The organism is Amorphus sp. 3PC139-8 (assembly GCF_040750475.1).
Classification (GTDB): domain Bacteria; phylum Pseudomonadota; class Alphaproteobacteria; order Rhizobiales; family Amorphaceae; genus Amorphus.
This window is the reverse complement of sequence record NZ_JABJVY010000022.1, coordinates 78,301-93,751: the sequence shown is the minus strand read 5'-3', so window position 1 is coordinate 93,751 and position 15,451 is coordinate 78,301. Positions and strand designations below refer to the sequence as shown.

Annotated in this window: 12 protein-coding genes; all 12 read left to right on the top strand. The window is 63.1% G+C overall.

All coding sequences use genetic code 11. The annotated features are described in order from the left end of the window. Nucleotide 1: 1 nt before the first annotated feature. Nucleotides 2-646, top strand: coding sequence for a type IVB secretion system apparatus protein IcmL/DotI (locus HNS03_RS18940; protein ID WP_367197596.1), 645 nt, complete (start codon nucleotides 2-4; stop codon nucleotides 644-646). Nucleotides 647-648: 2 nt separating this feature from the next. Then, nucleotides 649-1,788: a DotH/IcmK family type IV secretion protein gene (locus HNS03_RS18935; RefSeq protein ID WP_367197595.1), complete on the top strand. Its 1,140-nt coding sequence runs from the start codon at nucleotides 649-651 to the stop codon at nucleotides 1,786-1,788. Further along, the gene (locus tag HNS03_RS18930; RefSeq protein WP_367197594.1) at nucleotides 1,785-3,077 is read left to right on the top strand and encodes a DotG/IcmE/VirB10 family protein; all 1,293 of its coding nucleotides are present in this window, start codon (nucleotides 1,785-1,787) and stop codon (nucleotides 3,075-3,077) included. The genes HNS03_RS18935 and HNS03_RS18930 overlap by 4 nt, the downstream gene beginning before the upstream one ends. Nucleotides 3,078-3,091: 14 nt before the next feature. Next, on the top strand, nucleotides 3,092-5,557 hold the full coding sequence (locus HNS03_RS18925) for a hypothetical protein (protein WP_367197593.1): 2,466 nt from the start codon (nucleotides 3,092-3,094) through the stop codon (nucleotides 5,555-5,557). 15 nt (nucleotides 5,558-5,572) lie between these two features. Then, nucleotides 5,573-6,106, top strand: a complete 534-nt coding sequence (locus HNS03_RS18920; protein WP_367197591.1) for a hypothetical protein — start codon at nucleotides 5,573-5,575, stop codon at nucleotides 6,104-6,106. A gap of 112 nt (nucleotides 6,107-6,218) precedes the next feature. Beyond that, on the top strand, nucleotides 6,219-6,608 hold the full coding sequence (locus HNS03_RS18915) for a hypothetical protein (RefSeq protein WP_367197589.1): 390 nt from the start codon (nucleotides 6,219-6,221) through the stop codon (nucleotides 6,606-6,608). 150 nt (nucleotides 6,609-6,758) lie between these two features. Then, nucleotides 6,759-7,505 carry an HNH endonuclease signature motif containing protein gene (locus HNS03_RS18910; protein WP_367197587.1) on the top strand — a complete coding sequence of 249 codons (747 nt, stop codon included), beginning with the start codon at nucleotides 6,759-6,761 and terminating at the stop codon, nucleotides 7,503-7,505. After that, nucleotides 7,505-8,977 carry a hypothetical protein gene (locus tag HNS03_RS18905; protein WP_367197585.1) on the top strand — a complete coding sequence of 491 codons (1,473 nt, stop codon included), beginning with the start codon at nucleotides 7,505-7,507 and terminating at the stop codon, nucleotides 8,975-8,977. The genes HNS03_RS18910 and HNS03_RS18905 overlap by 1 nt, the downstream gene beginning before the upstream one ends. Before the next feature lie 82 nt (nucleotides 8,978-9,059). After that, complete coding sequence (locus tag HNS03_RS18900) at nucleotides 9,060-12,053, top strand: hypothetical protein (protein WP_367197583.1); 2,994 nt, start codon at nucleotides 9,060-9,062, stop codon at nucleotides 12,051-12,053. A 151-nt stretch (nucleotides 12,054-12,204) separates the two neighbouring features. Beyond that, on the top strand, nucleotides 12,205-13,077 hold the full coding sequence (locus HNS03_RS18895) for a hypothetical protein (RefSeq protein ID WP_367197582.1): 873 nt from the start codon (nucleotides 12,205-12,207) through the stop codon (nucleotides 13,075-13,077). After that, nucleotides 12,998-13,606 carry a WGR domain-containing protein gene (locus tag HNS03_RS18890; RefSeq protein ID WP_367197580.1) on the top strand — a complete coding sequence of 203 codons (609 nt, stop codon included), beginning with the start codon at nucleotides 12,998-13,000 and terminating at the stop codon, nucleotides 13,604-13,606. The genes HNS03_RS18895 and HNS03_RS18890 overlap by 80 nt, the downstream gene beginning before the upstream one ends. 41 nt (nucleotides 13,607-13,647) lie before the next feature. Next, nucleotides 13,648-15,252: a hypothetical protein gene (locus HNS03_RS18885; RefSeq protein WP_367197578.1), complete on the top strand. Its 1,605-nt coding sequence runs from the start codon at nucleotides 13,648-13,650 to the stop codon at nucleotides 15,250-15,252. The last annotated feature ends 199 nt before the right edge of the window (nucleotides 15,253-15,451 follow it).

Below are 15,451 nucleotides of genomic sequence, written 5' to 3'. Positions count from 1 at the left end.
GATGTCACGACCCAATCGGTATGGCGCATCAGAGTCCGCGCTTTTGCGCCATGAAACCTACGCGACCGGCTTTCGGCGGATGGTTCTGGCGGCTGCCGCGGCGTCCGTTGCTGCCGCGATCGCGATCGTCGTCACCATCTTCGTCGTGACCAACAAACCGGAGCCGCGCTACTTCGCGACCCAGACCAACGGCAGAATCCTGCCGTTGGTGCCGCTGGATCAGCCGATGCTGACCAGTGCCCAGATCACAGCATTCGCGGCCGAGGCCGTCACTGCCGCGCTCACCATCGATTTTGCGAATTACAGACGAGATCTGAAAGCGGCTGAGCCCTATTTTCAACATCCGGAGGGGTGGGACAACTTCCTTACGGCTTTGGAAAAGTCGGGAACGCTTAAGTACATCGTCGCCAATCGAATGGTCGCTACGGCCGTGGCGAACGGGGCGTCCATCATCAATTCGGGCTCTTTGAACGGCCAATACTCCTGGCGCCTGCAGATCCCCGTCACGGTTACGTACGAGTCGTCTTCGGAGACAGCCCGCCAAGATCTGCTCGTGGAGCTCCTGATCCGACGGCTGCAGACCTATGAGACGCCGAATGGCGTCGGCGTCGTGCGCATCAACGTCAACGCCAATCGGGGAAGCTGACGATGAAAATCTCCCATCTCCCGGCGATCGTGCTCCTCGCGGCATTGCAGCCGATCGGCGTTCCGACCGCCCAGGCCCAATCACCTGATCTTTCCTCTCTTTCTGCACCGCCCCCGTCGTCGTCGACCAACGCAATCCCGCGACCACGGGGTGCCGAGGCAAGCGGATCAGCGCAGGCAGAACTCGGCGGCGGCGCGTCTGCGCCGCTTTCCGCCGGCGAAAGCGACGGCTCAGGCCAGACGATCGCTGCGCCCACACCGCCGGGTGCTTTGCGACCGCTGCCGCGGGGCGCTTCGATACCCTCGCTTTCGGAGATTTCCGGCAGCGGCAGGAGCACGGCACTCAGCTCCGGTCATGAGATGTCACCGGAGCGAGCGGATGGCTTCAACGAAGCGGTCCAACAGCTGTTTCCGATGACGCCGGAGATGATCCGCAAACTCAAGGAAATCTACGACGAAAGCCAGGAAGCCATTCAGGAACGGCCGTTGCCAAACGCCGTCGTGGACGCCGACCTGGTGTCGCTGGAGCCAGGTGCACCGCCTCCCACACTCAACGTGGTGCCCGGCATCGCCTCCGTGATCAGCGTCTTCGACGCGACCGGGCGGCAGTGGCCGATCCGGCAGTACGTTGTCGGCAATGGCCGTGACTTTCAGGTCCTGCAGCTCGGAGAAAAATCAAACTCACTGACCGTCACGCCACTCTCTCGCGTGGGATGGACAAACCTCGTCGTCGCTCTTGAAGGCGAACCCACACCGATATCGATGACGGTCAGCATCACCCGGGATCGAGCACACTACCGTCACGACATACAGGTCATGGCCATGGGGCCGAACGCCGAGCCGACCCCCACGTCCGTCGCCAGCGCCGGTCCACGTCCTGGCGATTCCACGTTGCTGGCGGCCGTGGCGGGCGTTGACATGCCGCAGGGCGCGCGAGCCGTCGACATCAGCGGTATCCAAGCGACAGGCTGGCTTTACGACGGCGACCTATTCCTCCGGTCGCGACATGCGCTGCTGTCGCCCCGGTGGACAGGGTCCTTGTCCGGACCCGACGGGGTGCGTGTTTATCGACTGGCCCCCGCCCGTGTCGTCCTGTTCAGTGAAAATGGTCGCCCGACCCGAGCCCGAGTGGAGCTCCCATGAGCACCAATTCGACCTCCCCTGATTCCGAGGATCCCATTGGCAGCGCCGCGCCCGAAGCCGGCACCGGCGAGCCGAAAGGGCGCCCCAAGAAGGCCGGTCGACTGAGCGGATCGACCCGGCTGGTCATCTTCGCGGTTGCGATCGTGGCGGCGATCGGTGGCCTCGTTTATTTCTCAGGGAGTGACGTGCTGCGTCAGTCCCGTCTGTCGCGCATGCCCGCGCTGGATACGACGCCGGGAGGCGCGCGCCAGGCGGAAAGCCAGCAGTACCAGCGCACACTCGAGCAAGCCAACGACGCGAATTCCGAGACAGCGCAACGCAATAGAGAATCCTTCGTTGCCACCCCGGAGACGATCGCCACCCCGCTCGACCCGCCGAAGCGGTCGGAGATCACGCCATGGGTCACGGCGATGCCCGAAGACGATGCCGTCCCACCGCCGTTGGTGCAGTCAAACCCGACAATTCGCGGACCGCGTCCGCGGCAGCGGTCGGTAGAGGAACAGTCTGGGCCGCAGCGAACCGCGCCATCCGAACCCTCAGCCCCCGCAGTCAACCCATGGACCAATCTGATCGCACAGCAAGCGAGTTCGATCATTGGTGCATGGACCCCAACGACATCCCGAACCGCTGTCTTGATCGAGGAAGAAGATGCTCCGGAGGCTGGCGGGGCCCCGGAGAGCGGGACACCAGGCACCGCCGCCGAGGCGGCCGACGGGTCAACGGGAGCGGTGATCATTCCCGCCGGCACCATTCTCTATGGAGAAGCGGTCACAACCACCACATCGGATGGTCCGGGGGCACCGGTCGTCGTCGAGATTACCGTCGGTGCCTTCAAGGGAGCGCGCCTAATCGGTCGGTTCGAAGTTGCCGAACGAACCAATCGGATGGTCATCCAATTCGGGTCTATCACCCTGGCAGACGGTGAGACGCTCAGCGCGAACGCTTACGCCGTTGATGGGCGATCCGCGGAAACCGCCATTGCCAGCGATGTAGACCATCGCTTGCTGCAAAGATACGGCCCGCTGCTGGCTGCCGCGTTCATCGCCGGCTTCGGCGAAACGGCGTCTGAAGTTGGATCGTCCATCGTCGCGATCGGAGACAGCGCCGTCATCTCGACCGACGCGCCAGACCTCGAGAACGCGCTTTTCGCTGGCCTTGGCGAAGTCGGCTCGGTGATCGCCGAGGACATTCGCAGTGCCACGCCGGCTGGCCCGCTCGTCAAGCTGGAAGCTGGCTGGCCCGTCGCCACACTATTCGTTCAGCCCGTTGAGCGCAGTGAAACCCGGTAGAGAGTGAGGTCATCGTGCACGACGACGAGCCTTTTCACGGCCAGACCGAACACATCCAACCCGCGGTCACCAAGGGCTTCGAGGGCAAGCGCCCGTTCATGACGGGATACAAGGCTGAACGGTCACTCGACCGGGCGGTCCAAGCCCTCGATATCCTGGCGACTGCTGAAGGCGCCCCCGAACAGACGGTTCACGCCGAGACGGATGTGCAAGAGGTTCCGGGTGCGCCCGGGCTGCCGGCATCTGGGAGCGTGCCGCCAATGGACGGGAGCGCATCGGCGTTCAGGGATCCATTTTCCGACGACGAGGCACCGCAGAGTGACTCCGAGCCGACGCCAGACCCGTCCGACGGCGAACCCACGCAGATGGAAGATACTGCGTCAAGCGAGGTCGGCAACGACGTGCTGTTCGGAGAGGACCTGCCCCCAGAGACCAGCACATCTTCCGTCGAAGCCGCAGACGAGCCGCCGTTGGCCGATGGCGTGCCCGAACGTGAAACCGAGACACCCGATCGGCCCGAACCGTCTCCGGGGGAAGCGATCTTTTCGTCCACCGTCGATGATGCGGATGACGAAGCCGTCGGCTTTTTCGATCCCTCGATCATGGATGAGTTCGACGGACCGACAGCGGATCTTGAGGACCAAGGCGAGATCGAAGCCGGATCTGAAGGTCCCGCCCTCGGGTGGGGCCAGTCCGATACGCCCGCCGAAGCTGAGCCTCTCGCGGAGGAACCCCTTGCCCCCGGACCAGAGGAGCCGGACGATGACGGCTTCTTCGATCCCTCCGCCCTTCCTGAAGATATCCGCCCGACGGACGAGCCCGACGACTCCTTCATCGGGAGCCCCGATTTGTCGGACGAGGACGCCTTCGAGTTCGACGATGTCGACGATGATCCGGAAGAGGGGCCGCTCGGATCCACTCTAGAGGCCGGCTTCGGACAAGGGTACGATGATCTGAGCGAAGAGGACGAGGGCGCGCGAGCTTCCGACGACGACGACAGCCCGATTGGCGAAGAGCCACGCGGATCGGCGGGTGCAGGGTCTGCCGGCGGCGCGCGCCGGCGCATATCCCGATCGCTGGTACAGGCATTCTTGCTCGTGATCTTGGTGATCGGGGTCGGTGCCTATCTCCTTTATGGCGACGGGCGGACGCTCATTGCGTCGATTTTCGGCGATGGGCCGGAGCAGACAGAGCGGATGCCCGTCACCGCAACAGCGGATCGAGCCGCCCAGCCGGTTACATCAGGCCCGCCACGGACCGACCGGGCGCCGCCGGAGGACATCAAAGCGGCGGCCGACGAACCTGTCATACGCACCTCCGAGGCGGGACAGTCCCGGTCGGGTCCGTGGCAATCAACGCCGGAGGCGGTCAGCACCACCGCCGACGCGCCGCCGGTGTCGGAACAATCCGCTCCGCCACCGCAAGCGTCTCGCCCTGAGCCCAGGCGCGTCGACGGTCTCGCGGCCACCGGCCTCCAAATTCCAACACCGGAATTTCTCGGTGAGGGCCGCTCGCCGGCCCAGTCGCGAGCCGTTCGGCATGACGTCCCGGCGACACCGGCGCCTGCGCGGTCCCCCGTAGCTGGCGCGACCGACAGCCGGCCGAGCCCGGAACACCCGCCGCTCCAGACCTCGGCTTCGACAGGTTCGGATGCTGGTCCGTCTCTTCCAGCAAAAGCCGCTCCTTCGGGCCAGCCGGCATCTCAGCAGGATGGTTTTCCGGCCCGGTTCGAGCTACTGGAGGGTGTGGCGCAAAGCCGAGGCGCGGAGCCTGCCTCTCCCGACGAAGCCCGGGCGACCCTTGAGCAGGCGGAGCGGCGGATCGCCGAGCTTGAAGCTCAGCTCCGTGACCTCACCAAACGGGTGGAAACGGCCGAGCTGCGGGCGACGCGAGCGAATGCGCGAGCTGACGGTGTGGCAGCAGTCCTGCCGGAGGTGGCGGCGCTGCAGTCGACGGTCGAGGTTCTCGGTGGCGAGGTAGTGGCTCTCCTGAGCGACGTCGCCCGGATCGATTCCTACGATCCGGCCTCCACGGTCGAAGACGTGGCCTCGGATATCCTGTCTCGGGTGGAATCCAGGATCGACAATCTGACCGCCGACGTCGGCATCATCGCGCGCATGGCCGCCAACAATGCAGGTGGCATTCCTGCCCTACGCCATCCCGACACGGGCTTACCGGTTGGAGCGCCCGCGGCGTCGACGGGGACCCAATCGGTACGTGACATCCTTGCCTCGACGCCGGTTCCCCAACAACGCCCGGAACCGCACGTTGCCAGAGCGTCTCGACCGGCTCGGGTCACGCAGGAGCCAATCCGGTCGGAGCGTAAGCCATTTCACATCCAATCGGATGCCAACAACCGATACCGCACCGTAAAAGTCGGCGACTTCGTCGCGGAGTACGGGGAGGTGCTCGCCATCCGGACCGCCCAGGGTGGCGGAAAACTCGTGATCATGGAAAATGGCTCCGTCTTTGTTCCATAGCCGAAGGAGCCCGGGATGAGCGACCTGCTCGGCATCCTCCAAAATGTCGTCGAGATCATTCCAGACTTCGAAGCCCTGATCGTCGGGTCCTGCTATGTGATCGGCCTGCTGTTCGTGATCATGGCCATTCGCGGAGCTGCTCGACGCGAGGCGCTTGGACCCGGGCAAGGCGGCTATGGGCCTCACCTGGTGCGATTTGCCATTGGTGTGAGCTTCATCGCGCTGCCGACCACCGTCCAGGTGGGGTTGGCGACCGTATTCGGCAGTGCGGAATTTGAAAGTCCGCAGGCGATTTTTCAGTACGCCCCCGAGTCCACGTCGCTCTTCGACACGGGCCCGGCACGCGACGCTCTCATTGCGATTGTCACCGTTGTCCAGTTCGTCGGCGTGATCGGGTTCATACGTGGCTTGTTTCTCTTGAATGCAGCAAGCACCGGCACATCCCAGGTGCGTTCGGTCGCGCCAGGTCTGACCTTTGTGATTGCAGGGATACTGGCGATCAATGCCCCGCTTTTCATCGGGGCCATGGAAAACCTCGTGACGAGGTAGGTAGCCTTCTGTAGCGATTTGAGGCTAACAGGTGGTATTGTGTTTTTCGCATAGAGTTCCGGGGTGCACTCTGCGATAAGGGGCACGCGATCGGACACACGAGGAGACATCGATGTTTGTCAAGATGAAGGTCAGCTTCCGGTCGCTGGGTGCGGCGGTTGCGATGGTGCTGACGGCGCCCACGGTCGCAATGGCGCAGAACCAGACCCTGGGCGACATTGCCAAGAACATCCAGTCCAACACGCTCGGGCCGGTGTCGGACGCAATCGCCGGCACGTCGTTCCTGCTCGGCGTCGTTTTCGCCATTCTCGGTACCATGAAATTCCGCGCCCACAGCCAGAACCCGAACGATCCGAACGCGAAGCTGTCATCGGCGATCGTGATGGTGGCTGTGGCAGCCTGCCTCATCGCGATTCCCGAAGTCCTCGGTGTCGGCATTTCGACGATCTTTGGCGACGCCCAACAGACTTCGATCGACGGTCAGCTGCGCGCACTGCAGTGATCCGGCATGGATCTGCGGCGCCTAGTCGGCTTGGCTGATCGCGCTAGGATCGGCCGGGGCACCAAACCGTCGAGCGACAGCGAGCTCGACGGTTTGGCTCCACGACCTCAGCTTCCGACCGGTTTTCATTTCGGGAGAACACCCGACGAGATGGCCCAGGCGATCCTGGGCGTCTACGCCCATGCGGTCCTGGCCGGCCGACAGGGTCGCCAGTTTCGCCAAGTCCTGGACCGGGATGATTGGACCTGCCACGCCTGCAGTATTCGGATTCCAGGCGCAATGGAGATCGACCACCTCTCCGGACAACACACCGATTCATCGCCGACCAACCTGAAAGCGATTTGCTCATACTGCCACCTTGGGCGGCACCCGGGCGCAGCCGCGGCCGAAGAGCGCTTCACGCCGATCTGGTTTCCCGAGCTGGAACAGCATGAGGTCAATCGCCTGGCCTGGGCGCACTTGGCCACGTCCACGCTGGCGCCGGAATCGGATCAGATGCGTGACATCTACGATCATTTCTCCATAGCCATCGAAGAGCGCCAGTCTCTTGCAGAAGAGATGCTCGGCTTGGAACCTGATGGGCCCTTTGCTGAAGCCTTCATCGAGGTTCTTTTCTCGGCGCGCCGAGAGCTTCCGGCCGAGCGGGAAACGCAGCTCTCCGATCTTCTGAGACGCGAACTTCGATACTGGCCCACAGAAAACATACTGGTCTGGCGAGCGGGGCGGTCAGTCAACGTCAAGGAGGAGATTGCCGAGCGGCTTGTCGCTTCCGGCGGTCCGTTTGCCGAGGTGAACTTGAAGGACCTCTGGGCGATGAGCAGACGATTTGGGGCCGAGGCACTCACGGTGCAGACCGAACTTGCCACGAGGGCGGCAAAAGCAGAAGGGGTCCGGTGATGGCCGCGCAGTCGGATCTGTCCCTGGCGACCCGTCCACTCACGGACGATGCGGTTGACGAAGAAGCGTCTCGCTCTCGCCAGGGGCCCAACGGGCCGCGCATCGGCCTGTTCGTCGAGAACCGCGAGCGGACGGTGTGGTGCGCGGCCTATGGCGACACGGCCATTGACGGGGCTGGTCCGCCGTCCGGTCTGCCAAGCGGCTGGTGTTGGGTCACCAATCTTCCCTACGAGCACCTCAGGCACCGCGGCTTCGGCGGCGCCTTTCGCGATGATCGCTTCTATCGGATCCTGACCAAGGAAATCTTCGACGAATGGGGAATCGAGTGCCGCCCGAGCGCGAAGGCGCAGGCGCAACTCGTTCGACTGCTCCACCGGGTTGCCGATCAATCCCTCAGCGCAGCCGCAGCGTGGCGGAAGGCAACAAACCGAAAGGCGATGCCGGTTCAGCTGCCGCGGGTGAACAAGACGCTATCCGGAGTCCTGAATGATCTCTTGGACGGTGCCGGCGACAACGGCGTCGGCACCATTTCTGCTCTCACCAAGATTTCCGCCGACGCCGCTCTGGCCGGCTGCACGATCAACAGCGGTCCCCAGCGCGCCTGGCGCTTCACCTTTCCACGCTTCAGCTATCACGCCTGGCTGGCAAGTCAGCGCGTGCCGGCGGGCGCAGGGGCTTGGCAGCGCTTGGAGGACAAACATCTGCAGGACTCGGATCCGCTTCCTCTTCTGCGCAGGAGCAACCGCCCTGCCCTGCTCAAAGTCGACTTCACGCCGCGCCGCGCTGGAATTGCGGCCGCGATCAGACCGTGGACCCGGCGGCCGAATGGGGACCGGAGATCTTGGCTCACCCTCGAGGAAGCGGAGATACTGCAGGGCCTCGGGGACCTCCGGGTGACCGATGCTGTGGTCTGCAGCCACTGGGACGATCGTAGCGTGCTCGGTGAGGTGTTCGAAGGATGGGTGGGTCCCTCGTCGGCGCACTCGCCGCTCGCCTATTCATGGAGCGCTGGCCTCGCGGCCGAGAACTTGACGGCGGCTTGTCTTCGGCGTGGCCGGGCGCATGCGGCCGGGATCCCGTTTGCGGCTGTCTGGTTGATGGCCTGCGATCGGATGGCACTTGCTCCGGCGGCCGAAATCATCGCGGCGGCGGGTGGCGATGTCGTGAGCGCCTATCTCGGATCGGTCCTCGTGAGGGTGCCAAATGAACCGGAAGCGGCCGAAGCGATTATCGGCGCGGCTCTGGGTCAGGGCCTGTTGCCGCCGCTGGCCCTCATTGCGGAGATAACCGGACGGGGCGTGCGGACGGCAGAGCTCGCGTCCCGTTGGGGTGGCGCCAGCGAACTGGCCCTTCTGGCCGAAGCAATGTGCGGTCATCACCGGGCGATCCTGTGGCGGCTGGACGAACTGGCTGACATGTCGGAGGCCAAACGCGACGCCTTCGTGAAACAGCTGTTTGCCGGGGAGGAGTGAGGCAGCGCCCATGGGCATACTCGACACGTTTGCGTCCCTGCTGGGCTCCTTCACGCGAGAGGCGGTCCAGGATTTCATCCGCGTGGAAACCTACGAGCTGGAGCACTCTCTGGTCCTGAAAGACGGCTCGCTGATGAGCCTCCTGTACCTGGACGGATCCTATCGGCAAATGGGAGAGGAGGACCTGGCGGAGCTGATCGAAAACATCCGCATCAGTCTCTCGCCCTACCTCTCTCATCCCGGGCATGTGTTTGAGATCACATTCACACGTGATCCCGCCGCGGCGGAGCTCTTGTTGGATCGGATCGTCGGTCGCAGCCAGCGGGAAGCTGAACGGCTTGGGCTCGACGTGTCCGACATCATGCGGGAGCGTCGACGGCATCTGCCGAAATGGCTGGTCGGAGAGAGCTGTCTGGTCGCGATCTTCACGCGTCCGATCGTGCTGACGAAAGATGAAACCACAATCGAGGTTCGGCGTATCTCAGAAACCATCAGGGCGCTGCCCCCGATGGCGCGGAGCGCCCTCCCCAACAAGGCGATGGACGGCGTCTATGCGCGCCATGTGTCACTCGTCGATGCGGTTGCGACCGATTTCAGCAAGCGCGACCAGAGCGTCCGTATTCTGAACGTGGAGGAGGCGCTGCAGGAGATCCGAGCTTCGCTCTATCCGGCGACCGCCCCCCACAAGAATGCCTGGACACCGCTTATCCCCGGCTGGCGAGCTGACAGGCTGAAACGCACAGATGGGAAGCCCAGCCGCATTCGCGCGGCGCCGGACAGCATCGCCGAGCTGAGCGCGCTGGACTTCTCCAATCTCCAGGCGCCCACATTCGACATCCAGCTGGCCAGCGAAGACGCCGAAATCATCGACAGCCAGACCGTGCGGATCGGAGATACCCTTTTCAGCGGGTTCGACATGGTGGTGGCGCCGGAGGTGCTGACACCTTTCGATCGGCTGGTGGCGTCGATCAACGCAGCAGCGGAACGTGTCAGCTGGCGCGCGTCATTCATGATTGAAGCCGGAGGACTACAGGCACACGCGATCAAGGAGCAGTACGCGAAAGTCCTCACTTTCACGTCTCCGACCCGGAACAGACGGCTCCGCGAGGCCTTCGACGAACTTCGGAACATCGACGGGCGAGACGACGTCGTCGTGCGCTTCCGGGCGAGCTTTGCCGCTTGGGCACCGAACGGGCACTACGATGAGCTGCGGCGCGCGGTTTCGATTGTCCGCCGCGGCGTGGACCGATGGGGCAATGCAAAGACGGACGGTGTCGTGGGTGATCCACTTGCCGCCGTCATGTCATCGACTGCAGGCATCGCACCGGAATCGACGGCGCCGGTGGCAGCGGCTCCGCTAAGCGATGCGCTCGCCCTGTGTCCTTTCTCGAGGCAGGCGTCGCCCTGGAAGGGGGGCTCCGTGCTGTTCAGGACGGAAGACGGGAAGCTTTGGCCGTATGAACCGGGTTCGAGCGAACAGACGACCTGGGTCGACCTTTTTGTGGGGACACCAGGCGCCGGCAAGTCGGTCACCATGAACGCGATCAATTTCGCCAGCGCGCTCCGCAGGACGGTGGGGGCCTCCGGCGGTGGGATGAGGTTGCCTCGAATTGCGATCATCGACATCGGCCCATCCTCATCCGGGCTGATTTCCCTCTTGCAAGGGGCGCTGCCCGCAAGCCGGCATCACGAGGTGGTCTATCGCAAGATGCGCATGGACGTGTCGAACGCGATCAACCCGTTCGACACACAGCTCGGCGCGAGGCGGCCCACGTCGACGGAACGTCAGTTCATCACCAACTTTCTCGCCATCCTTTGCTCTTCGGGCGGGAAGGCGCCCTCCTCGGCGATGATGGGGCTGATCTCGACGGCCGTGGACCGAATGTTCGAGTTGAGCTCCGACAAAGAGCGGCCTGCCCCATTCATCCCTGGCGACTTACCGGAAGTCGACGAGGCCCTCGTCGATACAGGTTTTCAGGTGCGCGACGAGACAATCTGGTGGGAGGTCGTGGACCATCTGATGGCCCATGACCGGTTGCGGCCCGCCGAACTGGCACATCGCAGAGCGGTGCCGACCCTTTCCGACATCGTGACGGCCTCCCAGCAGGAGCAGATCCGAACGCTCTATGAAGAAGTCGAGGAGGACACCGGCGAGACCCTGGTTCGGCGGTTTCAGCGGACGGTTTCGGAGATTGTCCGAGACTACCCGATCCTCAGTCAGCCGACACGGTTTGAGGTGGGAGAGGCGAGCGTTGTTGCGCTCGATCTGGCGGAAGTGACCGTGCGCGCCGGCGGCCCTGACTCGGAGCGTCAGACGTCGATCATGTACATGCTCGCTCGCCATGCCATGGCTCGGGACTTCTTCCTGGACGAGGAAGAGATACTGAGCATGATCCGCAAAGGGTTCCTTCCGGCGCACTACCGGGAGCACCACGTCCGGCGTGCCCGCTCGAACCGGCAGATGCCGAAACGCATTTGCATGGATGAATTCCACCGGACTGGCGGCCTGGAAGCCATCCTCAATCAGGTACACCAAGATATTCGCGAAGGGCGGAAGCACAACGTTCAGATTGCCCTCGCCTCTCAAATGCTGAACGACTTCGACGATACGATTATCTCAATGGCAACGTCTGCCTTTATCTGCAATGCGTCTTCCGAGCATGCAGTGAAGCTGGCCACCGAAGCGTTCGGGTTAAACAAAGTGGCTCAGGAGGTTTTGCGCAGGCAGTTGAACGGGCCGACCGAAAAAGGCGCACCCATCTATGCGGTCTTCAAGCTGAAAACCGGCACAATCGCGCAAAAGCTCTTCCTCACCCTGGGGCCGATCGAGTTGTGGGCACACTCGACGACGTCGGAGGATGCCGCGCTCCGCCAGATCCTCTACGAGGCGATCGGGCCGTCGCAGGCTCGTGAACTCCTTGCCTGGCGCTTCCCGGCCGGCAGTGCGAAGCGGGAGTTGGAGGCGCGGATCGCACGCGCGGAAGAAGACGGCCAGGTGTTGACGGAGCAGGGCCAAGTGAGCGTCATCGAGCAGTTGGCATCCGAGATGCGGGCCCAGCAGCTTGCGAAAAACTGAAATCTGCCTCTTTATAAAGCGACAAAGCTGGCCGATCATGGCCAGCGGCAAATTGGCACTTCGCGCCGGCTCGCACGAGAGCCGCCGTGTCCTCATCCAACGGATCCGGACGATCGAAGGGTGCGGAAACGCTTTTGATCGGGAGAATTCGATGAGCAGCATGCAGCACTTGAAAGCCTCGGATCAGCACATCGTGGGTCGTCTCATGAGGCGGCTGGCCGTTATTCTGAGCATCGGGCTGGTTGTGGTGGTCGGGCTCAGCCCGGTGTCAGCCCAGGAGAATCGGCCGGCCACGGATTCCACGGGAAGCAATTACAGCGCGCCGGGCTATTCGGCGGCGGCGGACAATCCGCCCGCATTCAACTCGTTCCCCACCCCGAGCTCGTGCGGATCGGCCCAGAAGCTCCAGTGGGTGAACAACGGCTGGACCTGCGTCAACGAGGTGGACCCCGAGGTCGACTACATGGTGCACGGTCAGTGGTGCCGGGCCTGGGGCGCCCAGGTGCGGTGCGACCTGAACCAGCCGGTGCTCTACGAAACCGACCCGGAGGTCGGCCGGCTGTGGGACGGCAACTGGTGCCGCGTGTGGGGCGGACAGGTGCAGTGCGACATGCCGCAGCCTCTGATGGGAGAGAGTGACCCGTCGATCGTGGCGAAGGAGTACGGCAAGGTCTGCGTGTCCTACGACAACGTGGTGTACTGCAACCGCAACCTTCCGACGTGCGACTGGACCACGCAGAAGCTCTACTGGGATGGCTGGAATTTCCACTGCGCGCCTGACTGGAACACGGATTCGACCTACGACGCCGGCGCCGAGCGCAACGGCGAGTGCCGCGTCTGGAGCGTCGAAATCCCGATGGAGAAGGTCTACCAGAACGACTACAGCCAGTGCCCGTGGCGCTTCGGCGGGCACGTCAACACCGTGTTGATCACGGCGCGTCCGGATGCTCCCTGTCACTCCGAGCAGTGTGCGGGAAGCCAGAACTGGCACGGGTACGCCCTCTGCCAGAACAGCGGGTGTTGATCCTGTTGGTCGCATCCGGACTAAGGGCCGCGACAGGAGGCCGCTCTTCGGGGCGGCCTTTTTCTTTGTTCGGAGGGTTGTTCGAAGAATTGGTTCAGGCCGTTCGTTTTGGTTCGTGTCGTTTCCGGGGGGAAGAAGGAGAAGCCTCCGGCGGGGGTTTGTTCAGTGCATTCGGCGGGTTCCGTCTTGTTCGACGGATTCGCGTATGTCAGGTTGTGTTCTCAGATGGGTTTTCACATTTAGCGGAGTTGAGGTTGTGGCGGAGCCTTCAACCGGCGGTCAGCTCGACTTGTTTCCTCTCGATGTTGATCTCCGACGCATCGACCCGTCGAAAAACATGCGGCGGTTTTATTCGCTTTCGGTTCGACGGGGTTTGTTCGGTGAGTGGTGCCTTGAGCGCCAGTGGGGTCGGATAGGGACATCAGGGCGCAGCCTGGAGCAGTGGTTTCCGGATCCAGCAGCCGCGCACGATGCCTGCTTGGAGCTCCGGCGTCGCAAAGCCCGAAGAGGATATCGTTCGGTCGCGTGAAGCGACCGAAACACTTGCGCGCCTTTTGGGAGACGAAGTGTATGTCGTTCGTAATTTTTAGTCCGTTGCTGGGGATCTTCACGGGCCAGCGGCGTTCCAAACAATGTTTCACGCTTATGACCAATGCGACCATTACTCGTTGTCCGCTCTTTGAGAGCGAGAAAGCTGCAAGGGATGTAGCGGATTATCTCGAAGAGAAGGATCCGAGGCTTTGTCTGACAATTGCGGAAGTGCCGATTGCTGAGGAAGCGGCGACGCGCCCGATGCTTGAACGTGTGGGGCTGGGCGCACTGGCCTGCCGGATGGAGCTGCCGGAGGAGTGCCGGCGTGGTCGCGTGCGCGGCTGTCTCGCGGTCGCAGAGGCTGGCTTAGGCTTCGTCAGCTGGGAGGCCGATGGCACCGTGGTCTTCTGGTCAGCTGAGGGCGATCAAATAGCGCGCTTTGTGGGTGCGCATTCGGGTCCGGTGCACAGCGTTCAGCAGACGCGAGAGGGTTTTGTCAGCTGGAGTGCTGAGGGAACTATCGTGTTTTGGTCGCAGGCTGGCGAGATTGTCTCCAGGTCGCAGGTCGAAGCGGGCTCGATTCTGGCTGTTCGCGTCGCAGCTGAGGGCGTTGTGAGTTTAACCGCAGCGGGGCGTCTTTCCTTCTGGTCTCTGGATGGCGGCCGGCGCGGTTGGGCAGACGTCGAAATTGGAAGGCTGCCGGAGCGGGGTTTTGCGGGCGACCGGCACGGGTTTGCTCTGATCGATGGGGATGGCCGAATTCATATCTGGACCTTCGACGGCGTTGCTATTGCAATAGTAGCGCCGGCTCAGGGCGGTGTTTTCGAGGGTTTATGGGCGACCGAAGAGGGGTTCTTGGTGTGGAATTCCAACTACGGCTTCTGTCATATCGACTTGACGGACGCGCGTCTCCAGAGGGGGACCCGGGAGCTCGACAGCCCGATCATCGGTGGACGACAGTTTCGAGGTGCGTTTGCGCTCTGGGATGAGAATGGTGGCATCAGCTTCCTTCGCGGGGACGGTCGGCACGTAGTTGGTGGCGGGTGCTATTTGCCCGGTGAGGGCATTCTCCGCGTAGCGCAGATCGAGAGCGGCTTCGTGAGTTGGGCGGACACGGGCGTTGTTCGCTTCTGGGACGAGCACGGCAACTGTCGTCCCTGGGGTAGCTGTCGACCGGATGGAGGACGCGTGCTTGGCGTCGCCGAGCGGTTGTCCGGGGGGGATGGATGGGCCATGGCGAGTTGGGACGCTGCTGGAAAGATAGCATTCTGGGACAGCTATCTCCGCGTTGTGAGGATGGCAGACGCAGCGGAGTCCGGTGAGCAGTTCCATTCGGATCGGGTTGAAGGAGTGTTGCCTACAAAAAGTGGCTTCGTAAGCTGGGGTGCGGACGGCGCAGTCTACTTTTGGACGCCGGAGGGTGAACGGTTGCTTCATCCCGATATTGAGGACACCGACGAGATCATGTTTGGGGATGGGTCCCCAGCGTTTGGCCACAGAGCGCACGCGGGCGGCGTTGAAGGTTTGGCGATTGGGGATCGTGCGATCGCGAGCTGGGGCGGAAACGGAATTCTCAGGTTCTGGTCGCACGAGGGAATTCCGATCGGCACATACTCGGGAATGGAGCTGCTGGAGACCGGCTAGCCCGGCTTGTTCGGGGGGTGGTGCCTCGAGCGGGAGTGGGGCCGTATAGGGGGTCGGCTGGCCGCAGCCTAGCGCAATGGTTTTCGGATCCTGCGAGCGCCCACGCGGCTTGCGAGAGGGTCCGTCGTCAATAATCACGGAGGGGATACCGGCCGGCTGGCTGGTTGAGCCGATCAGGGTCGCAAACGACGACATTGCG

Coding starts and splice junctions, on each gene's coding strand:
- HNS03_RS18940 (WP_367197596.1), top strand. CDS start 2: ATGTCACGACCCAATCGGTATGGCGCATCAGAGTCCGCGCTTTTGCGC.
- HNS03_RS18935 (WP_367197595.1), top strand. CDS start 649: ATGAAAATCTCCCATCTCCCGGCGATCGTGCTCCTCGCGGCATTGCAG.
- HNS03_RS18930 (WP_367197594.1), top strand. CDS start 1,785: ATGAGCACCAATTCGACCTCCCCTGATTCCGAGGATCCCATTGGCAGC.
- HNS03_RS18920 (WP_367197591.1), top strand. CDS start 5,573: ATGAGCGACCTGCTCGGCATCCTCCAAAATGTCGTCGAGATCATTCCA.
- HNS03_RS18915 (WP_367197589.1), top strand. CDS start 6,219: ATGTTTGTCAAGATGAAGGTCAGCTTCCGGTCGCTGGGTGCGGCGGTT.
- HNS03_RS18910 (WP_367197587.1), top strand. CDS start 6,759: ATGGCCCAGGCGATCCTGGGCGTCTACGCCCATGCGGTCCTGGCCGGC.
- HNS03_RS18905 (WP_367197585.1), top strand. CDS start 7,505: ATGGCCGCGCAGTCGGATCTGTCCCTGGCGACCCGTCCACTCACGGAC.
- HNS03_RS18895 (WP_367197582.1), top strand. CDS start 12,205: ATGAGCAGCATGCAGCACTTGAAAGCCTCGGATCAGCACATCGTGGGT.
- HNS03_RS18890 (WP_367197580.1), top strand. CDS start 12,998: ATGCTCCCTGTCACTCCGAGCAGTGTGCGGGAAGCCAGAACTGGCACG.
- HNS03_RS18885 (WP_367197578.1), top strand. CDS start 13,648: ATGTCGTTCGTAATTTTTAGTCCGTTGCTGGGGATCTTCACGGGCCAG.